20 protein-coding genes are annotated in these 24767 nt (G+C 60.0%); 13 read left to right on the top strand and 7 right to left on the bottom strand.

Annotation, left to right across the window (positions count from 1 at the left end):
- Window positions 1-12: 12 nt before the first annotated feature.
- From MAFF_RS05015 to MAFF_RS05025, 3 genes are all read left to right on the top strand, one after another.
- The gene (locus tag MAFF_RS05015; RefSeq protein WP_010909797.1) at window positions 13-1293 is read left to right on the top strand and encodes a cytochrome b; all 1281 of its coding nucleotides are present in this window, start codon (window positions 13-15) and stop codon (window positions 1291-1293) included.
- Window positions 1294-1389: 96 nt separating this feature from the next.
- Complete coding sequence (locus tag MAFF_RS05020; RefSeq protein WP_157865913.1) at window positions 1390-2937, top strand: mechanosensitive ion channel family protein; 1548 nt, start codon at window positions 1390-1392, stop codon at window positions 2935-2937.
- Window positions 2918-3844: a pirin family protein gene (locus MAFF_RS05025; protein ID WP_010909799.1), complete on the top strand. Its 927-nt coding sequence runs from the start codon at window positions 2918-2920 to the stop codon at window positions 3842-3844. Before MAFF_RS05020 ends, MAFF_RS05025 begins: the two co-directional genes overlap by 20 nt.
- 80 nt (window positions 3845-3924) lie before the next feature.
- Here MAFF_RS05025 and MAFF_RS05030 read toward each other — a convergent pair whose 3' ends face one another.
- Together MAFF_RS05030 and MAFF_RS05035 are read right to left on the bottom strand one after the other, a co-directional pair.
- Complete coding sequence (locus tag MAFF_RS05030; RefSeq protein ID WP_010909800.1) at window positions 3925-4356, bottom strand: DUF1810 domain-containing protein; 432 nt, start codon at window positions 4354-4356, stop codon at window positions 3925-3927.
- Between the two features lie 3 nt (window positions 4357-4359).
- Entirely contained in the window at window positions 4360-5133 is a 774-nt protein-coding gene (locus MAFF_RS05035) for a sensor histidine kinase (RefSeq protein WP_244420720.1), read from the bottom strand.
- A gap of 428 nt (window positions 5134-5561) precedes the next feature.
- Between MAFF_RS05035 and MAFF_RS05040 the strand changes: the two genes are divergently transcribed.
- From MAFF_RS05040 to MAFF_RS05065, 6 genes are all read left to right on the top strand, one after another.
- Entirely contained in the window at window positions 5562-6320 is a 759-nt protein-coding gene (locus MAFF_RS05040) for an SDR family oxidoreductase (protein WP_010909802.1), read from the top strand.
- 356 nt (window positions 6321-6676) lie between these two features.
- Entirely contained in the window at window positions 6677-7651 is a 975-nt protein-coding gene (locus MAFF_RS05045; protein ID WP_044550537.1) for an alpha/beta fold hydrolase, read from the top strand.
- Window positions 7652-7743: 92 nt separating this feature from the next.
- Entirely contained in the window at window positions 7744-8160 is a 417-nt protein-coding gene (locus MAFF_RS05050) for a cupin domain-containing protein (RefSeq protein WP_010909804.1), read from the top strand.
- A gap of 44 nt (window positions 8161-8204) precedes the next feature.
- Window positions 8205-8642, top strand: coding sequence for a CBS domain-containing protein (locus tag MAFF_RS05055; protein ID WP_010909805.1), 438 nt, complete (start codon window positions 8205-8207; stop codon window positions 8640-8642).
- Window positions 8643-8677: 35 nt separating this feature from the next.
- Window positions 8678-9295 carry a glutathione S-transferase N-terminal domain-containing protein gene (locus MAFF_RS05060; RefSeq protein ID WP_010909806.1) on the top strand — a complete coding sequence of 206 codons (618 nt, stop codon included), beginning with the start codon at window positions 8678-8680 and terminating at the stop codon, window positions 9293-9295.
- 120 nt (window positions 9296-9415) lie between these two features.
- The gene (locus MAFF_RS05065; RefSeq protein WP_010909807.1) at window positions 9416-10063 is read left to right on the top strand and encodes a hypothetical protein; all 648 of its coding nucleotides are present in this window, start codon (window positions 9416-9418) and stop codon (window positions 10061-10063) included.
- 46 nt (window positions 10064-10109) lie between these two features.
- Here the strand turns inward: MAFF_RS05065 and MAFF_RS05070 are convergent, their stop codons facing one another.
- Together MAFF_RS05070 and MAFF_RS05075 are read right to left on the bottom strand one after the other, a co-directional pair.
- Window positions 10110-10850, bottom strand: coding sequence for a response regulator transcription factor (locus tag MAFF_RS05070; protein ID WP_010909808.1), 741 nt, complete (start codon window positions 10848-10850; stop codon window positions 10110-10112).
- A gap of 79 nt (window positions 10851-10929) precedes the next feature.
- Window positions 10930-13911 carry an MASE1 domain-containing protein gene (locus MAFF_RS05075; RefSeq protein WP_010909809.1) on the bottom strand — a complete coding sequence of 994 codons (2982 nt, stop codon included), beginning with the start codon at window positions 13909-13911 and terminating at the stop codon, window positions 10930-10932.
- A gap of 1440 nt (window positions 13912-15351) precedes the next feature.
- Between MAFF_RS05075 and MAFF_RS05085 the strand changes: the two genes are divergently transcribed.
- The 4 genes from MAFF_RS05085 to MAFF_RS05100 are packed head-to-tail and all read left to right on the top strand — an operon-like array spanning window position 15352 to window position 20605.
- A complete protein-coding gene (locus MAFF_RS05085) occupies window positions 15352-16914 on the top strand; it encodes an ABC transporter substrate-binding protein (protein WP_010909810.1) in 1563 nt (520 codons plus the stop codon).
- 50 nt (window positions 16915-16964) lie between these two features.
- Complete coding sequence (locus tag MAFF_RS05090) at window positions 16965-18755, top strand: oligopeptide/dipeptide ABC transporter ATP-binding protein (protein ID WP_010909811.1); 1791 nt, start codon at window positions 16965-16967, stop codon at window positions 18753-18755.
- A complete protein-coding gene (locus MAFF_RS05095; RefSeq protein WP_010909812.1) occupies window positions 18752-19615 on the top strand; it encodes an ABC transporter permease in 864 nt (287 codons plus the stop codon). Before MAFF_RS05090 ends, MAFF_RS05095 begins: the two co-directional genes overlap by 4 nt.
- On the top strand, window positions 19616-20605 hold the full coding sequence (locus MAFF_RS05100; protein WP_010909813.1) for an ABC transporter permease: 990 nt from the start codon (window positions 19616-19618) through the stop codon (window positions 20603-20605).
- A 12-nt stretch (window positions 20606-20617) separates the two neighbouring features.
- Here the strand turns inward: MAFF_RS05100 and MAFF_RS05105 are convergent, their stop codons facing one another.
- From MAFF_RS05105 to MAFF_RS05115, 3 genes are all read right to left on the bottom strand, one after another.
- Window positions 20618-22402, bottom strand: a complete 1785-nt coding sequence (locus MAFF_RS05105) for a PAS domain-containing sensor histidine kinase (protein ID WP_244420722.1) — start codon at window positions 22400-22402, stop codon at window positions 20618-20620.
- Between the two features lie 192 nt (window positions 22403-22594).
- Window positions 22595-23233 carry a response regulator transcription factor gene (locus MAFF_RS05110; RefSeq protein ID WP_010909815.1) on the bottom strand — a complete coding sequence of 213 codons (639 nt, stop codon included), beginning with the start codon at window positions 23231-23233 and terminating at the stop codon, window positions 22595-22597.
- A gap of 500 nt (window positions 23234-23733) precedes the next feature.
- Window positions 23734-24378 (bottom strand): FABP family protein, encoded by a 645-nt coding sequence (locus MAFF_RS05115; protein WP_044547764.1) that lies wholly within the window; start codon window positions 24376-24378, stop codon window positions 23734-23736.
- Between the last annotated feature and the right edge of the window lie 389 nt (window positions 24379-24767).

Consider the following 24767-nt stretch of genomic DNA (forward strand, 5'->3'; position numbering starts at 1 on the left):
GAGGACATTCGGATGCGCGAGGGCCATTCGACCTACAAGCCAAAGACCGGTATCGAACGCTGGCTCGACGGCCGGCTGCCACTGCCGCGGGTGGTGCATGACTCCTTCATCGTTTATCCCGTGCCGCGGAACCTCAATTTCGCGTACACGTTCGGCGGCATCCTGACAATGATGCTGGGGCTACAGGTCGCGACCGGCATCGTGTTGGCTATGCACTATGCAGCCGATACAACTCTTGCCTTCAATACCGTGGAGAAAATCGTACGGGATGTGAACTCCGGCTGGCTCTTACGATCCCTGCATGCAAACGGCGCGTCGTTTTTTTTCATCGCCGTCTATGTCCACATTTTCCGGGGTCTTTACTACGGCTCCTACAAGGCCCCACGCGAGCTACTTTGGATACTCGGTTGCCTTAACGTGCTGCTTATGATGGCGATAGCCTTCATAGGCTATGTGTTGCCGTGGGGACAAATGTCGTTCTGGGGCGCGACGGTGATCACTAACTTCTTCACGGCAATCCCGCTCGTTGGCGGATGGATCCAGAAGCTGTTGCTCGGTGGTTTCGCAGTGGAAAACCCAACCCTCAATCGTTTCTTCGCTCTGCACTATCTTCTGCCATTCTTGCTCATCGGCAATGTCACTTTACACATCTGGGCGCTTCACGTAGTAGGCCAGAACAATCCAGCTGGGATCGACGTGCAGTCGAGCACGGACGTCGTTGACTTCACGCCGCACGCCACAATAAAAGATATATTCGGCGCGGTAATGTTTCTGATCGTCTTCCTCTATTTTGTATTCTATTTGCCAAATTACCTTGGCCATCCGGATAACTACAGCGCGGCTGACCCGCTAAAGACGCCATCTCACATCGTTCCCGAATGGTACTTTCTGCCGTTCTACGCCATGCTGCGGGCGGTCAATTTCAATGTCGGACCGATCGACTCAAAGCTCGGCGGTGTGCTCGCCCTGTTCGGAGCCATCGTTGTGTTGTTCTTCGTGCCATGGCTGGACCGGACGAGCGTGCGTTCGGCTGTCTATCGTCCTCTATATAGGCGCTTCTTTTGGCTATTCGCCTCGGACGTGATCTTTCTCGGCTGGTTGGGATCCAAACCAGCTGAGGGCTGGTACGTCCCGGCCATGCAGGCGGCGACGCTCTTCTACTTCGCCTTCTTCATCATCGTCGTGCCGTTGATCGGAATGATCGAAAAACCTCTGCGACTGCCGAACTCGATTACTGAAGTAGTTCTGGAGAGGAACAAGAAACGACGACCCAAAGATCGCACGGCGTCCTAATCAAGCACGCGTTCGACCAACATGACTGTAGCCCAAAAATGTCTGACGGGCGGCTTGGGCAAGTCGTTGAATGAAACCTTGGCCGGGATTGGATCCATGATCTGGTGGCATACTCCCCCACCCTACGTCGCGTTGGTCGGCTTGGCTGGGATTGCGGTCTGGCGGATGATCCCGCAGCGCCTCTCTGCTGCGAGGCTGTTTGTACAGATCGCCTGCTTCCTCACGATGTCCTTGTTGCTCTTCGATGGTGGCGTCGTCCCATACGAGTTGACTGCGGGCGACGAACCGGCAGCAAACGCAATCGTAATCGGATTGGCGAAAATCCTCTGGTGGGTTCACTGTGCCTGGGCATTGATCGGATTGGTCCGGATTTATGTCGTATTTGAACGAAAACCGCACGAGGCGCGTCTTTTGCAGGACCTCGTCGTTGGCGTCGTATACGTCGGGGCGTCGCTGTCGATTCTTGCGTTTGTTTTTGGGGTGCCAATCGGGGCACTGATTGCGACATCTGGTGCGTTTGCAATCGTGCTTGGATTGGCACTCCAGAATACGCTGAGCGACGTGTTTTCCGGTATCGCGCTTAACCTTGGCCGACCCTATTTGCTCGGCGACTGGATCGTGCTGAGCGACGGCATCGAAGGCCGTGTCGTTGAGACTGACTGGCGCGCAACGCACTTGCTTACCCCGGCGAATAATGTCGTGGCGCTACCAAACAGTGTTTTGGCCAAAATGGGCCTGACCAATGTCAGCAGCCCCGATGAAACCCATGGCCTGTCGATCCTAGTGAGACTGGCGCCGACAAAGTCGCCGGCTGCCATTGTGGAGGCGATGCGCGCCGTATTCCTTAGCTCGGACTCGATCGTAAAGGCGCCTCCTCCGGTGGTCGCCATCAAAGGCCTAGACGCTGATGCAATCGTGATCGAGCTGTCTTTCAGGGCACCAAATATCGGCCAGAGAATTGCCGCGAGGAACGACGTTTTCGATCTCGTCTACCGGCATGCCAAGTCCGCAGGTTTACATTTGGCAACTCAATCGTCTTCGATTTCGGCGGCGAGTCTACCGAACAGGGAGACCTGGCCCTTTACCGCGATAGAACTGATCGAGGGGACGGCGTTGTTTTCGGCGCTGACGGACCAAGAACGAGAAGCCCTCGCCGAGACGGCTCTGGTCCGCACTTACCGCAAGGGCGAAATCCTCGTGCGAGAGGGCGAAATGTTGCAGTCTCTGATGATCGTTCGCTCGGGTGTTGTCGTCCGGCAACGTGGCGAAGAGGCCCATCCGCAGGAAATCGGTCATCTTGCTCCCGGCGACTTCTTCGGAGAGACGGGGTTGCTTGCAGGCTATCGCGAGCCGTTGACATTGCGGGCTGTGACTCAGGTGGTCGCTTACGAAATAGATCAGCAGAGCTTTGCCCCCCTTCTGCTGAGCCGACCCGAGATGGCCGAAGAGCTCGCGGCGATACTCTCTGCAAGTATGTCGACGGTCGAAGAAAGCGGCCTGAACAGACAGCGGCATCCGATTTCCAAGTCCGCGCTTCGGGAAGCCATTCACACGGCTTTCCGCGCGGTGCCGTTCAGGCGCGTGGTGGGGGGCCCGGACAGGGCGCAGAAGAAGAGAGAAAGCCATGGCCATCTTGCAGAATGAAGCCACACATATCGACACCAGCTTTTTGCCCCCATTCCCAGAACGGCCCAGCGACTGCTTGGTACGGCGCGTTTTGCCCACTCTGCACCATCGTACGGTCGGCCCCTTCATCTTGGTCGACCAGCGAGGACCGGCGGATCTCGATGTGGGACGGGGTTTCGACCTCGCGCCGCATCCCCATATCGGCATCGAGACTTTGACGTACCTTGTCGATGGAGAGATCATTCATCGAGACAACCTTGGTAATGTGCAGACTGTCGGCCCCGGCGAGGTCAACTGGATGGCTGCCGGATCCGGTATTGTGCATTCCGAGCATACCCCACCCGCGATGCGAACAACCGGAAGCAATTTGTTCGGCATGCACGCCTGGATAGCGCTTTCGTTGCGGCACGAAGCGGCACCCCCCGATTTCGCACATTATGCAGCGTCCGAAGTTCCGAGGACTCGTGACAACGGTGTCGAGGTCACCCTCATCGCCGGGGCGTCCGATGGATTGACCTCACCGGTGCGGACTTTTTCCGACCTGGTCTGTGCCGAGATCTTACTCACCAGTGGTTCGCGATATCAGGTGAGGCCCGGATATCACGAGCGTGCAATCTATGTCGTCGCCGGCGAGGTAGAGATCGTAGGCAAACATGGCACGTTTAGTGAGGCTGAATTGCTAATGCTCGACCCTGGCGTTGAAGTTGTATTGAGGGCACCGGCCTTCCACGCCGCGCGATTGCTTCTTATAGGGGGCGAGCCCTTTGCCGAACCTCGGCACATTTACTGGAACTTCGTCTCCTCGTCGGCCGAGCGTATAGAGCAGGCAGAGGCCGATTGGCGGGAGCGTCGCTTCCCTGGAGTGCCAGGCGAGGAAGTATCCGCTCCTTTGTCAGCTGACCACATCGAAGGGACTGGCGACTGAAGCGCTCGAACTTAGCGAGTGCACTAAGCCTGAAGAAACTACGCTTGAGGCGTGCCTCGACCAATAGCAAAGCCGGATGGTTATCGCATCATCGCAATCTGGCTCATGGTCTCCTCGTCGAGCATGCCATCGAACCAGGCGTCGAACATGGTCTCGAGCAGGAACTCGTTATCGCTTGCCTCGGAAAACAGCGTCAGTGATGCGTGGAGCTTTCGTGCGGCAATTTCACCGAAGACGACACGCGGGCGTAGATGGAAGAGCCCATGTAGGGTGTCGACGCACTCCCGATACCGACCTCCAAGGATCGGCCAGGCGAGGTAAGCACTTGCCTCATCGAGCGACCTGATTGCGTAAGGTTCCAAGGCGGGAGCGGGTTTTCTGGATGCCAGTCTCGGAAATATGAACTCCATGTGGGAAGTATTCATCGTCCCGCGACGCAGGCCATCGATGGTCGCCTCATAAACCGGCGCTTGGGCGCGGACGAACCTATGCAGATTGTACTCGTCGCTCATGCGTCAGCGCGCCGATTTTTCCGGACAGCAAAGGTCTTCGGCAGGGAGCCGCAATATCACCGTAGTGCCAGACCCGAACGAGCTCTCGACTTCGATGGTTCCGCCATGCTCCTCGACGAACCGCTTCACCATCGGCAGGCCGACGCCGCCCAGGCCATTGCCCTTGGTGGTGAAGAACGGTTCGAAAGCGCGGACCACGGTCTCGGGCGACATTCCAACGCCGTTGTCTTTCACGCGCGCTTCGATCTGATGGGCAGGGCCGACGACCACTTCCGCAACGCTAATTGAGATCACCCCGCCGTTAGGCATTGCGTCACGTGCATTGAAAACGAGGTTCAAGACGGCGTTCTGAAGACCGAGGGGATCGCACCTCACCATCGGCAGGTCGGTCGCTGAGGCAACCTCAAGGCGAATGTTTGCGTCTCCTGCCCAGCCGGTGAGTTTCTCAATTACTTCTAGGCAGGCGTTGATATCTGCGTGTTCAGTTTCGCGACTGCTTTTGCGCGCTCTGATGATCGTATCGCGGACCAAAGTGTCTGCTCGTTGCAACGCCGTCCTGGCGCCGACAATGAGAGGCTCAAGGGCTGGCGCGGCGGAGACAGTCGGATCTCGTGCGAGCAGGTTCAATGCGGACGAAGCGACCTGCAGAAGATTGCCCAAATCGTGGACGGCTCCGACTGTCGGTTCCGCCGATATGTCGAGATAGGACGCGGTGTCGGCTTTACGCCCAAGACGGATCCCGGCGGCTTTTCTGGACATCACTTCCGGGTGCGGCATTGGAGACCCCATTACAGCTAAAGGGTGGTAGTCCGGCGAAACTAGTTTCCGGGTCTTTTGCGGTCCATTGAATCTGCGGCGAGGCCCAGCCATACGGGGGTATACGTCTTTCCCCGATTTCGCTGGTTCTCCAATCACGTTGGTGGTCGGCCAGCTGCCAAACCCAATCTGTGACGCGCTTTAGGGGGAATCGCGCGGACTCATCGGACAGAGCCTCCAACGCCGATGCTATAAGGCACCCTACCTTCCTGACTAGCTTTTCCGTTCCTCGGACCGATCGGCCCTATACGATTGCATCGCGCGCCAGATGCTTCCGTTGAATGGTTTAGCCGGGGTCGCCGTCGCATTCTCGGCAGCGAAGATAGAGCGCCGATAATCAGCCGCTCACCCATTACTGAAAACCCCACGCGACGAACAGGGAGTGTGTCATGAAGATTGTTGTTATCGGCGGGACCGGCCTCATCGGGTCGAAGACGGTCGAGAGACTGCGCAAAAAGGGCCACGACGTGCTCGCCGCGTCGCCTAACGGCGGCGTCAACACCATCACCGGAGAGGGTCTGGCCGAAGCACTGGCGGGAGCACAAGTTGTTATCGACCTGGCGAACTCGCCCTCCTTCGAGGACAAGGCGGTGTTGGAGTTCTTCGAGACGTCCGGCCGCAATCTGCTCGCCGCTGAAAAGCGAGCGGGCGTCAAGCACCACATTGCGCTTTCGATCGTTGGGGTCGAGCGGCTCCCCGACAGCGGCTATATGCGCGCCAAGATGGCCCAGGAGAGGCTGATCCGAGAGTCCGGCATTTCCTACACGATCGTTCACTCGACGCAGTTCTTCGAATTTCTTTCCGGCATTGCCCAGTCGGGAACTGTCGGCGACACCGCAACGGTTCCCTCTGCCTATTTCCAGCCGATCGCGTCAGACGACGTCGCCGACATCATGACTGATGTAGCGCTTTCGCCCCCGGTCAACGGCGTGATCGAAATCGCTGGGCCGGAGCCGATCCGCATGAGTGAACTCGTGGCACGGTTTCTGAAGGCCAGCAACGATCCGCGCAAGGTGACCGGGGATCCACACGCACGGTACTTCGGCGCCGAGTTGGATGACCGGTCGCTAGTGCCTGGCGACCGCCCACGCCTGGGCGCAATACCCTTCGACGACTGGTTGCGCCACGCTTCGCCCCCGCGACACTGATCAAAGCAAGGTCCCTCAGCCCCGCGCGGATACCCAGCGTGAATAGCTCAGTACATAGACCAAAACCCCTTTCGCTCTTTCCAAGGACGAGAAATATATAAAAGAAAGAAACTAAGATGACGTACCGTGTAAGAGAGCGCCTGATAGGAAGTGGATCTATTGGTTTCTACGTCTACAACGGCGATAAGTATATTGCCGGACCGTGGATGGACGCTTGGCAGGCTCGCCATTTCATCGGAACTCTGACTGAGGGCCGATACATGGCCAACGCTGACAGAACGACTGTCATGCGCGGCCGCAAAAGCGACGGTCGGTTGGTTTTGCGCGAAGTGCAGGAACATCGCGGTGCCGGCGAGATCGAGCACAGTTTGGGTGGCTCGGCATCGCGCCGCGATGTGTTGTTGGGCGCCCTTGCCGCAACCGCTGCGGTCGGCCTGTCGCGAGTCGGGACCGCGCAAGCGGAAACGAAGCAGAACCTTCCCTCTTCCCTCTCAAGCAAAGGATCAACGATGAGCACGATCACCACCAAGGACGGCGCGCAAATCTACTACAAGGATTGGGGCACGGGTCCGGTCGTCACCTTTTCTCACGGCTGGCCCCTGAATTCCGACGCCTGGGATGGCCAGATGCTCTTTCTCGCGCAGAACGGCTTCCGCGTTGTCGCACACGACCGGCGCGGGCATGGCCGGTCGAGCCAGGCTTCCTCTGGCAACGACATGAATGGCTACGCCGATGATCTTGCTGCCGTTATCGAAGCGCTAGACATCAAGGACGCCACGCTAGTGGGTCACTCCACTGGCGGCGGCGAGGTCGCCCGCTACATCAGACGGCACGGAACCGGCCGGGTCGCCAAAGCGGTTCTCATTGCTGCCGTTCCCCCGATCATGCTGAAGAGCGAGGCAAACCCTGAAGGACTGCCGATGGAAGTGTTCGACGGTATTCGTGCCGGCGTCGCTGGCGATCGATCGCAATACTACAAGGACCTGGCGCTCGCCTTCTACGGCGCTAACCGGCCAGGCGCTAAGGTCTCGCAGGGCACGTTGGACCAGTTCTGGCTGTGGAGCATGCAGGCCGGCGCGAAGAACGCCTACGAGAGCGTCAAGGCATTCTCAGAGACGGACTTCACCGAGGACCTCAAGAAATTCGATGTGCCGACGCTAGTCCTGCACGGTGAGGACGATCAGATCGTGCCGGTCAAGGACTCGGCGCGGAAGTCGGCAAAGCTGATCAAGGGGGCCAGGGAAATCTACTATCCGGGCGCGCCGCACGGCATCACCGCCACGCATCAGGACCAGGTCAACGCGGAGCTGCTCGCCTTCATCAGGTCATAGGCTCGCGCCACGTCCCCCAGCGAGAGCCCGATCGCCGGTCGCCCTCCCCGACCGGCGATCACCCATCACACCAGCAAACCGGAGCCAAGACAATGATCAAGACCATCCTATGCACCGCTGCTATCGCAGCCAGTCTCGCCACGGGATCAGCGCAAGCCGGTCAATCCCACGGCGACAAGGCGACACTGATCTACGACCACCCGGTGCCCAATGTGCCAGGCAAGAGCATGCGCGCCGTGCTCGTCGAATACGAACCCGGCGGCACGTCCGCGGGACATACCCATCCGAGATCCGCGTTCATCTTCGCGACGGTTCTCGAAGGCGCTATCCGCAGCCAGGTCAACGACGGGCCGGTCACGACCTATCGCGCCGGCGAAAGCTTTTCCGAATTTCCGGGCGACCGCCACGGCGTCAGCGAAAATGCGAGTGCCTCCGAACCCGCCAAGCTTCTGGCCGTGTTCGTCGTCGACACCAGCGAGACCGAGCTGACCACCTACATCGGCGACTAAGCGCGAGCGTCAAACGATCAGTTTGAACCCGGAGGACGGCAGCTATGCTTATCGACAAACTGCAAGCCTTGACTTCCTCGCGCCTCGCCGTGGTCGACGTCAATGCCACCGTGCAAGCGGCCGCCCTTTCGCTTTCTAGGCCCGGCATCGGCCTTGTCGCGGTCTGCAATGGCAACGGCGCCGCCGAAGGCGTGCTGAGCAAATCTGACCTCGTCCGCCACCTAGCCAATCCGACCGATCCGACGCCGCCGGTCTCCGTTCTGATGAGCAGCCCTATCGTGTCATGCGGCCCGCAGGATGACCTCCACTCGGTGTGGCAAACCATGGCTGGGCTGAACCTGCAGAACATCCTTGTGGTCGACAACGGCGCAAGGCCGGTTGGCATGCTCGACATACGCGACGCTATGAAAGCGCTGTTCGAGCAGGAGGAGGTGCAGGAGCAAATGCTCTCCAACTACGTCGCGGGCGTCGGCTACCGCTGACCTCCCTCTTCTTCTCAAAAGCGAAGGATCGAAGAATGAAACTGTACTACAGCCCACTTGCATGCAGCCTGGCCGATCATATCGCCCTCCTCGAGGCAAACGCGCAATTCGAACGAGAGAGCGTCGACCTGAAGACGAAGCGCACGGCGTCCGGAGCCGACTTCCGAGAAATTACGCCCAAGGGCTACGTTCCGGCGCTTGTTCTGGATGACGGCGAAATCCTCACCGAGAACATCGCAATTCTCGATTGGATCGCCGCGCAATATCCGACACTCGGTGTTGCGGGAAAGCTCGGCCGCACACGCCTCCTGGAGGCGTTGGTATTCATCTCAACGGAAGTGCATCGCGGCTTCAAGCCGATGTGGCATCCGCAAGGCCGCGATCAACTGCTGCAGGCGAGAGCGACAGTTTCGGGGCTGCTTGACATGCTGGCGGATAATCTGAGCGGCGACTATCTGTTTGGCCCCGCACCCAGCGTCGCGGATTTTTATCTGTTCGTGATGCTCTTGTGGGCCGAGCGTTTCGAGGTGCCGACTCCCGAACCCCTGGTAGCACTACGTCGGCGCATGGCGAGCCGGCCGGCTGTGCAAGCCGCCCTGCGGCAAGAAGGGCTGGTCTCAGCCGATGACCAGCCGGATGAGGCAGCCGCCTGATGACCGAGATCGAACGAGTGGCTTGCAGGGGATGTCGTCCGCGGCGAAGCAAGCCGTGAAGCAAGGGACGAGCGTGTCGCCTCCCACAATCGTGCTCAACCAAGGCAAGGAGCCAGGTCGATGAATGGCAGCGCCACCCGGACAGTCGCAGGCGTTTCCGTGCCTGATACGACAATCGTCGCTCGGACCCTTGACTACGCTCGTTTGGAATACGAGCCTTATTTGTTCAATCACGTCGTCCGTTCCTGGCTATTCGCAGTGCGGATCGCGCAGCTGCGGAACATCGATCATGACGCGGAGGTCGTGGCGGTCGGAACGCTGCTGCACGACGTCACCCTCAACGAGCGATTCGACGGTCCGCGCCGTTTTGAGGTCGAAGGCGCCGACCTGGCCCGCGTGTTTGCGCGGGAAGGCGGCGTCGACGAGCGCCGGGCCCAACTGATTTGGGATAGTGTCGCACTCAACTCGACACCGTCGATCGGACTCTACAAGGAGGCGGAGGTAGCGCTCTGCACCGCCGGTATCGGTCTCGACGTGATCGGATTTCAATACGAGCGGATCCCTTCTGAAGAGATTGCCAGGATCGTTCAGGAGTACCCGCGGCTGAACATGAAGCGGCGGATGACCAAATGCTTCTGCCACATCGCCGAGAAAAGGCCGGAAACAACTTACGATAATTTCGTTCGAGACTTCGGTGAGCGCCACATACTCGGGTACCGGGCTCCCTCGAGCGTCGATCTTGTGGCAAACGCGCCTTTCGACGAGTGACCTTCGCTCCAGGCTCGCCCATAATGCCTGAGAGAGCGGCGCGGGATTATAGCGATGGCCGATTCATTTCACTCTCGCGAACCGAAGCGGGCAGTGTTTCCCATGATTGGATCAGCTGGCCGATCGATGCAGCCTTCATCTTGCGCATGGCATTACCGCGGTGAAGCTTGACGGTGATCTCGCTTATGCCAAGGTCGAAGGCAATTTGCTTGCTTACTCGCCCTCGCGCGACCTCACGCAAGACCTGGCGCTCCCGAGGAGTCAGCGCTGCGAACAATTCAGTGTTTCGCTTGACGATCGCGGCTTCTTTCCGTTGCACGGCATCGATTGCAATCCCGGCAATGACCGCGTCAAGCAGCGTTTGATCACGCACCGGCTTGGTGAGAAAGTCGACAGCCCCCGCCTTCATGGCCTGTACAGACATCGGAATGTCGCCATGGCCGGTGAGAAAGATGACGGGCTTTGGATTGCCCCGTTGGGCCAGGCGATGTTGAAGGTCCAGACCACTTGCTCCCGGCATGCGCACATCCAGGATCAGACAACCTGGATTGTCCAACACATCCGCATCTAACAATTCACCGGTCGAAGCAAAACAGACGGGTTGCAGACCCGCCGAAAGGATCAATTCGGAGACGGCCTGCCGGACGGAAGCGTCGTCATCGACAATAATGACGAGCGGCTCCCTCACTTCGGTCTTCTGCTCCGTAGATAGCGGCGGCGATCTCCGCGGGAGCGACTGCTCATCTGTCACGATCGTCCTCCATTTCTCGACTGTACAAGGCGTCATTGGGCGCCGGCTAAGGCGCCTATGCGTGCTCGGATTCGTTCACCGTGCTCGACAATGAAGACGATGCAATCCCCCTTCGTCATGGCGCCTTTTCCGTTTCGACCGGCAAGGTGAAGATGAATGTTGCTCCGCGCGGTTCGTTCTTTTCGACCCAGAGCCGCCCACCATGCGACTCGACAATCGACCGGCTGATCGCCAGTCCCATGCCCATCCCTTGCTCCTTCGTTGTGAAGAACGGTTCGAACATCCTATCGAGTTGTTCGACACCCGGGCCCCAATCGCTGACCTCCGTTTGGATCGCATCCCCCACCCGGTGCACGCGCACCGCGAGAGACTTGGGGTCGCCGACCCCATCCATTGCTTCGATGCCATTGCGCATCAGATTTACCAGTACCTGCTGGATCTGGACGCGATCCAGCGCAATGACCGGTAGATCCCTCTCGACATCGATGTTGATGGGCACGCGACTTCTCGCCGCCTCCTCGGCCATGAGAGTGCGCGCTTGGTCGACGACACCGCCAAGCGTCGTGTCAAGCCGCGCATCCAAAGACTGCTTGAACAACGCGCGAATTCGGCTCACCACATCGGCGGCGCTGTTTGCGTCGCGGATAATTCGTCCCACGATCTTCTGCGCGCGTTGGACATTGGGCGGTTCGGCCATGAGCCAGCGCTCGCATGCATTAGAGTTCGCTACGACCGCCGCCAAAGGCTGGTTCACCTCATGCGCGATGGAAGCCGAGAGTTCGGCGAGGCTCGCGGCGTTCATCGCACGGGCGAGCTCTTCGGAGGCTCGTCGCAGCGCTTCTTCGGCGCGCACCTGCGCGGCCTCCGCACGCTTGCGTTCTGTCAGATCAAGAATGTAGGCAACCCCTTGCTTAGACTGTCCTTCGAAGCAGGCAGCGCCGATCAATACGGGAATCCGGCTACCATCCTTCCTGAAAAACTCCTTCTCCCGGGCCTGCATTTTGCCCGTGGCCTTCAGTTCTTCTGCTTCCTCCCGGGCATGCACTTCTTGCCATTCCGGAGGCGTCATGTCGAACCATCGAAGCCCCGCCTGCAAATCCGCTCGGTCGCACTGGACCATCCGTAGAAAGGCGTCATTGGCGTCTATCAGCCGCCCATCCAGGTCCCAAATAACGATCCCAATGATATCGGAATCGACCAACCGTCGAATCTTGGCTTCTCGCTCTGCAAGGTCGCTATAGAGGCGCATCTCGTCGTCGACGTCGATGGAGATCGCAAACCACTGAACTATCGCTCCGCTTTGATCCCGAACCGGTTCGCCTCGACCATCGACCCACCGATACGCGCCGTCCGCGCGACGCATACGGTACTTTGTTGAGTATGGCTCCCCGGTGGCAAGGGAGTGCCGCACCGTCTCCAGAAGGCGAGCGGTATCTTCAGGATGCACGAGGGACGTGATCGCTGCCGCTAGCCGACTCATACCCGGCTTGTCTAGCTGCGCTAGGTCGTTCAAACCGAAGAAGTCGAGCAGGCGCTTGTTGAAGAAGGTCGGATTGCCTTCCGGCGTCAGACGCCGAATCTGGACTGGAACCATGTCCACTAGCTGTGACAGCTCGCGCTCACGCTCTCTAAGCGCCTGCTGCGCTCGCACCTCATCGTCTATATCCACAGAAACGCCATACCACTCTGCGACGGCTCCATCGTCATCGCGGCGAGGCTCTACCCTGCACTCGGACCAGCGATAAGCGCCGTCCTTCTCAAGTAGGCGAAACCGCATGACAGCGGCGCTGCCGCTTTCGAAACAGGCCCGCAGTGTCCGCTGCACTTCGGGCGCATCTTCGGGATGGGCTAGCCCGTGCACCAATCCGTCGATAGACGGCGTCCGCAGAGATTCGAAGTTCCGAATAACGGAGCGGAAATGGTCCTGGTAGCGTTTGTTGAAGTACAACGGCTCGCCCGCAGGGGTGGCGCTCCAGACGCGGACCGGAAGTGCGTCAATCATCTGCTGCAGCTGCCGCTGGCTTTCCCGCAATGTGAGCACTGCTTGCTGATGCTGGCGCGATATGGCCGCCACGATCAGCGCCGAGAACGCCGAGATGGCAAGAAACAGCTGCAGCATGATCTGGCTATGTTTCTGGGACTGCGGATCGCTGATAAATTGGCTGGCGCCGGATATCGTGAATATCGCCGTGATCAGGGCGAGAAGGGTCAAGGTGACGGCGGCCCCCTTGAACTCGAAGCGGACGGCGGCCCAAAGCAGCGGCGGCATGACGATGTAGGCGAAAGGTAGATAGCCACTCAGCGAGAGCGTGGAGACAGAGAGGAAGATCAGACCAAGAACACCCGCTTCCATCCACTGCCCGCCAGAGAGCCGGGTCTTCCCGCGCAAGTTCTGGAACACGACCACTGCCAGGGGCGCTACGATCAACACCCCAGTAGCGTCGCCGATCCACCATAGCGGCCAAGCAGTCGCGAAGGATTGCACGCCGAACCAGGCAAGCGTAGCACTCCCCACCGTCGCGCTCGCGAACGGCGCAAGGCCTGCGGCCAGCAGGACAAATGCGAGAACCTCCTGCAACGTCTCGAGCCGAACTGGACGCCGGCAGGCCAAGTTCACGAGCCACGCACCGGTGATCGCTTCAAGAGCGTTGCCGCTGTAGATCAGCAGGGCGACAGGCAGGGAATTGTGGAACCATAACGCGCTGCTGAATAGTTCCCCCAAGAGACCGGCGATCACCCACCACGGCCAGCTTCGGGTGGGCGCGATGACAAGTGTCGCAATGAATAGCCCACTGGGAGGCCAAATCGAGATTCCTGTCCCGGGCACGACTGCGAGCGCCTGCGCAAATCCGGCGGCTAACACGTAGGCCGTAACAAAGAGTCCCAGGTGCAGAATCCGAGGGCGGGATGACCAGAGGTAGGATCTCCTGTTCGCCTCGAGGTCGGCAGTGGAATACTCGCGGGACCGAGCCAGTTCCACCGCCACAAGAGGTCGAGTATCTCCTTGCGATCCGGGTTCGGATCGGTCGAGGTCATCTTTCAGAGCGGGCGCCGCTTCCGAATTGGTTTCGCCCAACGAGTTGGATGCTGTCGTCATTGGCTGCTCCTGCCGGACTAGGAAAGCCTTGGGACTGCCAACTGTTTGTATAGCACATTTTCAATGTCCGGGGGCGGCGAACTCGCGAGCCAAGCCTAGCCCAGCGACAGGAGACTCCTACCGACTCACGACATTGAACAGATGACCCCTGTTAGCCGAGCAACGATAGCGAGGGAGGCTGCCTGGGGTTCGCTGCGCCGGTTCACACGTCACTTTCGAAGCTGCGGACCGGTCGCAAAGCTGCGCGTGCCGGCCCGCCGCTTGATCAGGACTATCTGGAGCTGCGGCGTTTGGTGGTCGAGGGTGACTGCGCGTTAGGACTGGCGAGCTGCCAGCCCCTGCAATATGGCGACATAAGGTACGATCACGACCTGCGTCCTCATCGCCCTTGCGCCTTGGGGAGCCGAGCAGGAACGGGGCGACCAGCGCCCAGCATCCCAAAATGGAAATCCAACGTTCGCCTAATCTCCTTAGCGATAGAGCCACGTCAGAGCAGCGTACGATCAGCATGCGATCTCGGCATTCCACGCCGCAACGGAAAGTTCGGAGAGCAATCGGGGCCTTCGGAGAGTATCCTCCAGCAGGTGTTTCTCGCGGCGGGTTTCAACACGCTTCCGAACAAAAGTAGTAATGGAACGGTCGTCGGTGAAAGGCGGAGTTGCAAGCGATGCAGATCATCTCCCACCCCAAGTTCTCGCTTCGACCTGGACCGCAGCGGTCGCGCGGCGACACGCTGGCCCCGGGCCTCGCATATAGTGGAGTTCCGGTCTGTAGTGGGGAGCGACGAACTCGCGGATCGCGGCCCCGAGTCGGGTAACTGGCGACCTCAGGACGGGCTTGGCGAGGAAGGCCTGCGTATTGAGGGAGGCGCGCCGCGACAGCATTCCGACCAAATCATGCATTGTATCCTCCATGACGGGTTGCGGGCGGAAATCAGTATGCGTCGGATCGGCCTGCGAACCAATTCTGCACGAGTATATGCACTGCGATGCCAAAGTCTTGGGCAGCCGGATTCAGTGTATGGGGGATCCCAATCGAAGAAAGCCCTTCGGACACTTGGTAGACGAAAATCAGATTCTCAAAGTAGGTGTATCTCAGATCTATTTACCTGATCGACTACAGCTAGCGCGCAATGCAGCGCTCCTCAGGCATCATATTTTCGGCTCGATCCACCGTCTGCTGGCGCAAGCCGGCCGTAGCCTGCTTCCGATCTATGCCCAGGGATAGGGTAACCTCTACCCTAGGCTCATAGACCGTCATCGATCGGCTGGCGTAACCTGGAAGGTGGCCGGTTTCGCTTGGGTGATGGCGTCGATGCACGGTGACGCATGGGCACGACGCTCAAATTCGACAGGAGCCTCGTGCGCATCGTTGGCAAGAATTGATGCGGTACCCTTCCCCGCAGTGCCTTGCTGAGGGACCAGCTCAACGAGAGATTTGATGCAGACCTCCCACTCTCGCACGACGAAGCGGTCCTCCGGGCGGAGCTTCGGCTTGCGGAGCTTGGTACTAGCCGTCTTTTTCCTCCTTTCGTTGGCGCCCGCCTACGCCGCCAACGATGTGTTGCGTATTCCTTACGTCGCGGATGTCGGCACATTCGACCCGGACAATGGATTTGAGACCGGCGCGATCAGCGCGATCGACAGCGTCTACGAAGGGCTTGTCGAATACGTGCCGGGTTCGACCAAGGTCGTTGGCCGGCTGGCCAAAAGCTGGGAAATCTCGGACGACGGGCTGACTTACACCTTCCACCTGGTCGACGGTGTCAAGTTCCATGATGGCACGCCTTTCAATGCTGCCGCAGTCATAAAGTCTTTCGAGCGCCGCCGAGACCATGGTCTGATCTTCAGTTACTCGTTGGCTAACGTAAAGGAAATGCGGGCGGCCGACACTTCCACGGTCGTGCTCACACTTGTCCATCCTCAGCCATCGCTTTTGGATGCGCTATCCAGCCCGTGGGGACCCAAGGTCATCAGTCCGGTTGCACTTGACGAACATGACAACGGCAACTCCGCGACGACCTGGCTCAACGAGCATGCGGTTGGCACCGGCCCGTTCAAATTGGCAGAATTTAAGCGCGGTCAGCGCTACGTGCTTGAACGCAATGACGACTACTGGGGCAAAAAACCGTTCTTCAGGCAGATCCAGATTTCGGTTGTGCCCGATATCAGCCAGCAGATCCTTCAATTGCAGGCGGGGACGATCGACGCGGTGCCGCTCAACTATCCATTCGAGCAACTCACCAGCCTGCCCGAGGGTCTGGAGATCACCACAGCTCCGAGCATGGTACCGTACGCTCTCTTCGTTAAGCCGGACTCGCCGCTCCAAGATGCGGAAGTCCGAAAAGCCGTTTTGACGGCGATCAACCCGGCGCTTTGGATCAAGGACGCTTTCGGAGAGTTCGCGACCCTGTCAAGGTCGGTCTATCCTAATGTCATGCTGGACCCGGCGAATCCGATCCGGTTCCCGACCGAATTCGACGCGGCGAGGGCCGCGATAGCGAAACATGGCCCGGTAAAATTGGTCATTGGCCTTCACAGCGCGGCCCCAACCTACAGCCGCATCGCCGATCTGATGATAGCACAGCTGGCCTCGATCGGCGTAAAGGCAACTGCTTATGTGCTGCCCTCCGGCGCTGCTTACACCTTGAAGGATGACAAGAACCCTCCGGATTTGCTACTCACGATCGCGAGCCCGGACGCCGCTCATCCGGAAAGCCAGGCCAAGGTGTTCTTCGCGAAAGGCGGTGCCCTCAACTTTTTTGGCCGGGTCTTGCCAGAAGCCGATTCCATCGTGGATCAGGCTGGACAGTTGACCGACGTCAAGGAACGCAACGCTCTCTACGAGAGGGCGGGACAGATGTATTTTGATGCCGGCATCGTCATCCCGCTGGTCAACGTCAACGACGTGGTTGTCCACGCCAAGGGTCTGAAGGACCTTGGACTTCGCCCTGTTGATCCGCCCGGTAACATCGACTTCGCCACCGTTCGCTGGGGACCCTGAACTCCGAACCATTCGGTTGGTTCGGGAGCAGGTCGGGCTCGCAGGATAAAATGGTCAAGGTTCCGCACCGAATGTCCGAACCCGTGGCCCAATCCGTCCTCGCCATCAAGGACCTCTCACTTACTCTCAGCCGCGAAGGCCGTCCTTCCCGCGTCCTCAACTCCATTAGTTTCGATATGTTTGCCGGCGAGATCGTCGCGCTCGTCGGAGAAAGCGGTTCCGGCAAGACCAGCATTGGGTTGACGCTTCAGGGGCTGTTGCCCCGCGAATATCGGCCCCTGGTGGCGGGCTCGATTCGGCTTGCCGGGATCGAACTTGTCGGCGCGGGACGGCGCACCTGGCAGTCGGCGCGACGCCACCTGATTCGCGCGATCTCGCAAGATCCGATGAGCGCGCTCAACCCCACCATGACGATCCGCCGCCAGTTGCGGGAATCCAATGAAGGGTCAATCGACGACTGGCTCAGCCGAACCGGACTGCCCGACCCGGACCGGATTGCTGATGCGCTTCCGCATCGCCTGTCGGGAGGACAGCGTCAGCGTGTGCTCATTGCCATGGCGATGATGGCGAAACCGAAGCTGCTCGTCGCCGACGAACCGACCACCGCGCTCGACGTCACCACCCAGGCTCAGATCCTCGATCTCTTGCGCGATCTCGCGCGCGAGCAGCAGACGGCAATTCTGTTCATTACGCATGATTTGAGCGTGGCGGCCTCGCTGGCCGACCGCGTCCTTGTTCTCTACGCCGGACGCATCGTCGAAACGGGCCGCATGCTGGACGTGGCGCGCAACGCCGCCCACCCCTATTCGGCCGGCCTGCTCGCTGCTCGCTTCGATCTGGACTCCGATCGGCGACGACCGCTTCCCACGCTCCCGCCGGAGCGCACGGCCTCCATAAATTTCGAGAACGCCTGCGCCTACGCGACGCGATGCCCGATCGCCCAGCCAGATTGCACAGCGATCCGCCCGCCACTAACGCCTGCTACGGTCCACTCGGGCGCAGTCGCCTGTCTTCACCACGAACAAACACGGTTTGTGTCGGCGCAGCGTCCTGGTGAACCCTGGCCGGCCCAGGCGATTCAGGAGACCGCCGCTTTGAGGCTGTTCCACGTCGGAAAGTCTTATCCGACTGGCCCACGATCGTTTTGGGGACAACGTCGACCTCACCCCGCCCTCAAATCAGTCAACCTGTCGATCAAGCTGGGCGAGTGTGTGGCGCTGGTGGGCGAGAGTGGGGCCGGCAAGACGACCCTTCTAAGGATCGCCGCCGGGCTCGTGGTTCCCGAGAGCGGCACCGTCACACGGTTCGACAAGCTTCCTCCGCAAGTCGTGTTTCAAGATCCGGTGGCGGCGCTAACGCCGTGGCTCACGATTGGCGAGCAGATTGGCGAGCGTCTGCGGGCCGTTTCGCTCGAGAGTGACTACGGTCGCCGTCGCGTCGGCGAGGCAATGAAGCTGGTGGGCCTCGATCCGATCCTGATGGACGCGCTACCGGCCGAGATGTCGGTCGGTCAGTGCCAGCGCGCTGTTTTGGCTCGCGCTGTTATCGTCCCTCCAGGGCTCCTGCTCTGCGATGAGCCGATCAGCGCCATGGATGTGTCGCTGGCGGCCACCACCTTGAACCTTCTCAGCGACCTTCGGCGGCGGCTCGACATGGCGATGCTATTCGTGACCCACGACCTGGCCGCCGCCAGGATCATCGCCGATCGTGTCGCGGTGCTGAAGGACGGCGAGCTGGTCGAGGTTGCCGATCCGGATGCCATCATCGCAGCACCACAATCCGCCTACACGCGGTCTCTCATCGCGGCCATGCCGAGCCTGCAGGCCGGAGACAGACGATGATCGAAAGGCGGAGCACCGATACGATGCCTGCGCGGCCCCGGTTCAACTGGCGGGATTTCTTCCGGCGAGCCGGTTGGCTTGGAAGCGTTGGCATTATCGGCGTACCTGCCGTGACCGTTGCGGCCGTGCTGGCGCCCTGGATAACTCCATTCGACCCGCAACTGCGTGTCGCGGTAGCCTATCTGCCGCCATCGGCTGGACATTGGTTCGGCACCGACGAGATCGGCCGCGACCTGTTCTCGCGGGTTATCCTCGGCGTTCAATACACGTGGCTGCCAGGACTTTCCGTTATCGCGTTCACTCTCACTGTGGGGTCCCTGGTCGGAATGATTTCGGGACTGATGGGCGACAAGGTTGATCTAGTCGTCATGCGGCTCGGCGACCTGTTCCTCGTGCTGCCATCGACACTCATCTCACTCGCTGTGGTGGCCACGCTCGGACCCGGGCTCGTCAACACGATGATCGCGATCGCCATTGTCTGGTGGCCTTGGTACGCGCGCATATCTCGTGATGAAATTCGGCGCCTCAAGGCCCGGCCACATTTCGAGGCGGCACGTATCGGGGGGGTCGGCGGGCAGCGCCTCCTTTGGCGCTATTTGCTGCCAGGGGTGGTCCCGGCGCTGCTCATCGCGGCCTCGCTGGATGTCGCCAACGTTATCATGACGTTGTCGCTGATGTCGTTCCTTGGTCTTGGATTGCCTGCACCGGCGCCCGAACTGGGAGCGATGACATCGCGCACTCTCGACAGTCTTACCGTCCATTGGTGGCTGCCGATGCTGCCTGCGGCGATCATATTTCTCCTCTGCCTCCTCGCCAACCTTGCGGGCGACGGCGTTCGCGCCGCGCTGAGGGGGGTGTAAATGTTGTCTTATCTCGCCAAGAGCGTTGCCGGCGCTATCGCCGTTCTCCTGTTGATGAGCTTCATCGTCTTCGGTCTCCAGAGCATTATCCCCGCCGATCCCGCGCGTGCCGTAGCCGGGCCGAACGCCCCGCTGGAGACGGTCGAAGCGATGCGCGAGCACCTCGGACTGGACGACCCGGCTGTCGTTCAGTACGGGCGCTTTCTATGGCGCCTTGCGCACGGCGACCTGGGGACGTCGGTGAGAACGCGGCAAGCGGTGTCCGACGACATACGGCAATTTCTTCCCGCTTCGCTCGAGCTTGTACTCGCGTCGATCTTTTTGGGAATGGCGCTGGCAATCATCATGGCGACGCTTCAGTTTCTGATTCCGGGATCGGGCGGCATAAGACTGGCCATGGTGGGGCTAGGATCCACGCCGGTATTTCTGTCGGCCTTGCTTCTGGCATATTTTTTCTGGTTTCGGCTCGAATGGCTCCCCGGAGCCGGTCGGCTTGCCTACCCAGACTTCGCAGGCCCGACGGGGCTCAACATCATCGATGGACTACTTCTCGGCCGACCTGACGTCATTGGGGACGCGCTGCTGCATTTGATCCTGCCGGCGCTTGCATTGGCATTACCCATTGGCATTGCGGTTGGGCGAAGCCTGAACGGTGCGCTTCATGATGTTATGAACCAGGCCTTCGTTCGCACGGCACGCGGCAAGGGTCTCAGCGAGACAACGGTGCTGTTGCGTCATGGTTTACGCAATGCGGCCACGGCCCCGCTGTCCATGCTCGGCTTGCAGATCAGGCTTCTCTTCGGCAATTTGCTAGTGGTCGAACGCATTTTCGGCTGGCCGGGTCTGGGTCTCTATACGGTCCAGGCTTTTGCCAGCGCCGATCTCCCGGCAGTGCTGGGCGTCGCGATTGTTTTCGGGATCTTGTACATTCTGGCCAACGCGCTCATCGAGATCGGGCAGTCGTTGGCCGATCGCCGAATCAGTCTCTGAAGGCGCACACAATTAGGCGCTTATCGTCGCGGCGGAGCGTGTCGCGGACGGATCGGCAGCGCGGATGGGGAGGCTAAAGATGATGGATGCTCCTCCACCCTCGACATTTTTCGCCCAAACCCGGCCATAGTGCGCCTCGACGATGGAACGGCAGATTGGCAGGCCCATTCCCATTCCATCCGGTTTGGTCGTGTAGAACGCCTCGAAAATGCGTTCCGGATCGCTGAGCCCGCGGCCGCGATCTCGCACTTCGACCTCGACGGTTCCGTCATCCTGACCGCGCGATACGATCCGCAAGCTTCGCGCGGTGGTGCTGACGTCCTGCATCGCTTCTATGCCGTTGCGGACAAGGTTGAGGACGACCTGCTCCATCTGGACGTGATCGGCAGCCGTCGCAGGGAGCTCGGGATCCAGGTCGAGCTCCAGCATGACGCGGCTCGATGCGAGCCTGTCGCCCATGAGCTCACACACTTCGCGGATCAGAGCATTAAGATCGAGCGGCTGCGGTTCGCCCTCGGTCTTGCTGAACAGAGACCGAATGCGTCCGATCACCTGCGCCGCGGCGTCGGCGTTTCTGATGATTTTCTGAGCGACCCGGCCGGCGTGATCGAAATTTGGCGGATCCGCAGTCAGCCACCTCTGAAACGCGCCGGCATTGGCCACGACCGCCTGCAGCGGCTGATTGAGCTCATGTGCGATAGACACCGAGAGTTCAGACAGGCTGGCGGCGCGCAGGGCGCGCGCAAGCCTCTCGTCCGCCAAACGCAGCGCCTCCTGGGCGCGAACCTGGTCGTCAATGTCGAAGTTGACGCCGTACCAGCGAACGATAGTGCCATCTTCGTCGCGCAGCGGTTCGAACCGCGAATCGATCCAGCGATATTCGCCGTCCTTCCGGCACAGCCGAGCCTTGTGCTGGAGCGCCTCTCCACGGGCAAACGACTTCTGGAACACGGCCTTGACGGCCGCGCGATCATCAGGGTGGAACAGTTCCACATGCGATGCGAATTGCCGCGTGCCTCGCGGTTCCTTGGCTGACTCGATACCTGCCCAGTCGACGAACCGCTTGTTGAAATAGTAGGGCAATCCCGCCGGCGTCATTAGCCAGATCATAGTGGGAACCGTATCGACCAGTAGCCTGAGCTCCCGCTCGCTCTGCCGGAGCGCGGCTTCCGCTTTTCGCCGGTCGTCGATGTCTTCGGTATGACCATACCAGCCGACAATTCGCCCGCGCTCATCGCGCGAGGCGACACCCGAGTCGCGAAACCATCGATAGCTGCCATCGAACCGGCGTAAACGCTGCTCCGCGAGCATCGGCTCGCCCGTCTCCACGCTGTGGCGCCATTGCGCCATGCTCGTATCAACATCGTCTGGATGAACAAATCTCAGCCACCAGGAAAAGTCGTCGGCATCCATGATCTCACGCATCTCCTCGACCGTGACTCCGAGGTAGTCGAGGACAGCGCTGTTGACGAATCGAAGGCGGCCATCAGGATATGCCGACCATCCGAGACCTGGAATATCCGTGACGTTGGGCCCGGCGCCCTGATAGACGCGGTCATAAAAACTGATGGTTCTGAAAATCTTGATCACGAGCCACAGCCCAAACGTCGCCGCAACAAATGCCACAAACCTGACGAGGCCGGGTTCGACCGCGTAGCCCGGCGCCATCAGGATCAATGCGCAAATCAGGCCGCCTGCGGCAGTCGCTGCCAGTCCAGCTTTCCAGCCGAGGCAAATGCACACAGCCGCAATTGCAACCAGCAGCCCAGATGGCTCGCCGGTAAACAGCGCGAGCAAAACGCTCCCAGTGCCGATCGCCCCGGCGACGACGCGGCGCTGCCTAATTGACCTTAGCTCCATTCGAGACCCTCTCGCGACCGCATCTGCTCGGGTCTCGCGATCCCGGTCCGTTGCAGCCCATTTGTCCGAGGCGTATCGCGTGGGATGCGAACGAACCCGCTACAGCGGCAGCGCATATTCGAACAGCGTTCAACGCATCTCAGCCGGCATCGACTGCCAGGCCCCCAAGAGGTGAGTGAGGGACCTTGCATTCATCTTCTTCATCATGTTGCTCCGATGGAGCTTCACGGTGATTTCGCTGATGCCAAGGTCGAATGCAATTTGCTTGTTCATTGCCCCAGCGACCACAAATCTCAGCACCTCGCGTTCCCGTGGAGTGAGGGTCTCGTAAAGCGCCATGGTTTTGCGCGCCGCGGTCGAGGCCGCCCTGCGCGCTTTGTCAGTAGCGACGGCTACCGATACCGCGTCAAGGAAGGTCTGGTCGCGCACCGGTTTGGTCAGGAAGTCGACCGCTCCCGTCTTCATCGCTTGCACGCTCATGGCGATGTCGCCATGGCCCGTCAGGAACACGACCGGAGTCTGTATTCCCTTCGTCAGGAGAAGATGCTGGAGATCCAGGCCGCTCTGGCCCGGCATGCGCACATCGAGGACAAAGCAGGCCGGGCGATCCGGTAACTCCGCGTCCAGCACCTCCTGGGTCGAAGAGAACGAAATCGACTCGATGCCCACGGAATTCAGCAATTCCTTGAGGGCGTCGCGCACCTCTGCGTCATCATCGACCAGAATTGCCATGGGGCATTCCGCGGTTTCTGACTGTGCCACGCCCATATCTCACCTCGGGAGAATCTGCTGGACACGAAATTTGCCGCTGTCGCGCACTGTATTATCAGCCGCGCGGCCGCCAGACGTCAACTGTGACCTGCGCTTGGCATCTGCCGTCGGCAACGCGAGCCGCACTCAGTGTTCATTTTTCCGAACCACCACGCGTGGCGTTACCGTCGGCACCCACCGTAACGGGATTGTGATGAGCCGCGCTACCACGCCAAGGTTTGATCGAACCGAGGGGAATCGATGCTCACCCTATGCCTCGGTATAGGTCGGAATGGCGGGGGGCTGGAACTCGATACCTGGAGTGCTTAGTCCAACGCGACAACGCTAGCAGCAAACGCCTACGAAGGAGGACTCGGCGGCCGATCGGGGGCGTACACCCGCAATAAACGCGAGGAGGCGTTGCAGAGCTACCCAAGGTGGTAGGAGGTCAACTACCAGAGGCGCCGGCAGCGGCAAAAAGGGGAAAGTCGAGGACGCGAACCGCGACGTGCCTGTTGTCAGGCTCGGGCGCGATCTTGCAGTTTGAGAACAAGCGGATTGGGTCTCGGCGTCCCGACGAGCGTAAGCGTGTTCGCATCAAAATGGTTGAACGCTTGGTCGCGGCCTTTAATCATTAGGGTGGTCTGGACGAGATAGCTCCAGCTTCCGTCGTCGTTGAAAGCAATGTCGCAGCGGTAGCTCGTGGTGCGGAATGCTTCGTCAAGGAACTCCGTTGCGTGAATGCCGTACCGCGTGTCACCGCGTGTGGCGGTAACCGAAAACTTGGTGTCACTCGGGTTCGCCCACCCGGAGGCGAGCAAGACCAGACCGCGCGGGATCGTCACACTTTGCATGATCAGACCCGTTGCAGGCTCCCATAGCCAGTAGCCGACCTGGTCATGCAGGGTTATCGCCTCTCCAGGCGTGTTGATGTGACTGTGATAGCGCAAGCCGTAGAGCAGCTGCGGTCCGTTCGTCTGCGGGTCGATGGCATCCATGCGAATACGCTCGCGAAACACGCGCCGCTCCGGCCCGTTCTCTTTGGGGCTGACGTCCACGCCCTTGTCCGACTGCCAGACACCGGCCAACCGCCGCAAGGGACCCAAATTTGCAAGGTCGTCCGGTGCGACGTTGCTCGGCTCAGTGAAAATGTCTTGGGCCATTACCACGCGAGCTGCTCCAACGTAATTGACGCGGCACTTGCACCGGCCATACCGAATCGCAAAGCCCGGTTCAGGGAGTTTTCAACCGGCGATACGCTGTCTGAATATAGCAACGTTTTCGGATGGCCAGGCTTGGTCACAGGGCATCGAGCCCGCCTGCAACTGAGCAGGATACGGTCGATGCTTACTTGTCCATGGTGCCACAAGTCGAGACTATGGCGGGTATTGAGCATTGCGTCGCGGTCCCTCTGCCCGAAAAGATCGCGAATGTCGTTGCTGGCGCTCGTATTCAATTTCTTTGCCTTTCTCATCGGCTTACCTGCGACCCGCAGGTTCTCCCACGTCGTCAAACTTTCCGGCTCGGAGGTTACGGTCCATGAGACGCCTCC

It is taken from the genome of Mesorhizobium japonicum MAFF 303099 (assembly GCF_000009625.1).
GTDB lineage: Bacteria > Pseudomonadota > Alphaproteobacteria > Rhizobiales > Rhizobiaceae > Mesorhizobium > Mesorhizobium japonicum.

Coding starts and splice junctions, on each gene's coding strand:
- MAFF_RS05035 (WP_244420720.1), bottom strand. CDS start 5,133: ATGCCGCACCCGGAAGTGATGTCCAGAAAAGCCGCCGGGATCCGTCTT.
- MAFF_RS05085 (WP_010909810.1), top strand. CDS start 15,352: ATGCAGACCTCCCACTCTCGCACGACGAAGCGGTCCTCCGGGCGGAGC.
- MAFF_RS05115 (WP_044547764.1), bottom strand. CDS start 24,378: ATGGCCCAAGACATTTTCACTGAGCCGAGCAACGTCGCACCGGACGAC.
- MAFF_RS05090 (WP_010909811.1), top strand. CDS start 16,965: ATGGTCAAGGTTCCGCACCGAATGTCCGAACCCGTGGCCCAATCCGTC.
- MAFF_RS05050 (WP_010909804.1), top strand. CDS start 7,744: ATGATCAAGACCATCCTATGCACCGCTGCTATCGCAGCCAGTCTCGCC.
- MAFF_RS05060 (WP_010909806.1), top strand. CDS start 8,678: ATGAAACTGTACTACAGCCCACTTGCATGCAGCCTGGCCGATCATATC.
- MAFF_RS05025 (WP_010909799.1), top strand. CDS start 2,918: ATGGCCATCTTGCAGAATGAAGCCACACATATCGACACCAGCTTTTTG.
- MAFF_RS05065 (WP_010909807.1), top strand. CDS start 9,416: ATGAATGGCAGCGCCACCCGGACAGTCGCAGGCGTTTCCGTGCCTGAT.
- MAFF_RS05030 (WP_010909800.1), bottom strand. CDS start 4,356: ATGAGCGACGAGTACAATCTGCATAGGTTCGTCCGCGCCCAAGCGCCG.
- MAFF_RS05015 (WP_010909797.1), top strand. CDS start 13: ATGCGCGAGGGCCATTCGACCTACAAGCCAAAGACCGGTATCGAACGC.
- MAFF_RS05040 (WP_010909802.1), top strand. CDS start 5,562: ATGAAGATTGTTGTTATCGGCGGGACCGGCCTCATCGGGTCGAAGACG.
- MAFF_RS05110 (WP_010909815.1), bottom strand. CDS start 23,233: ATGGGCGTGGCACAGTCAGAAACCGCGGAATGCCCCATGGCAATTCTG.
- MAFF_RS05095 (WP_010909812.1), top strand. CDS start 18,752: ATGATCGAAAGGCGGAGCACCGATACGATGCCTGCGCGGCCCCGGTTC.
- MAFF_RS05070 (WP_010909808.1), bottom strand. CDS start 10,850: ATGACGCCTTGTACAGTCGAGAAATGGAGGACGATCGTGACAGATGAG.
- MAFF_RS05075 (WP_010909809.1), bottom strand. CDS start 13,911: ATGACGACAGCATCCAACTCGTTGGGCGAAACCAATTCGGAAGCGGCG.
- MAFF_RS05055 (WP_010909805.1), top strand. CDS start 8,205: ATGCTTATCGACAAACTGCAAGCCTTGACTTCCTCGCGCCTCGCCGTG.
- MAFF_RS05100 (WP_010909813.1), top strand. CDS start 19,616: ATGTTGTCTTATCTCGCCAAGAGCGTTGCCGGCGCTATCGCCGTTCTC.
- MAFF_RS05020 (WP_157865913.1), top strand. CDS start 1,390: ATGATCTGGTGGCATACTCCCCCACCCTACGTCGCGTTGGTCGGCTTG.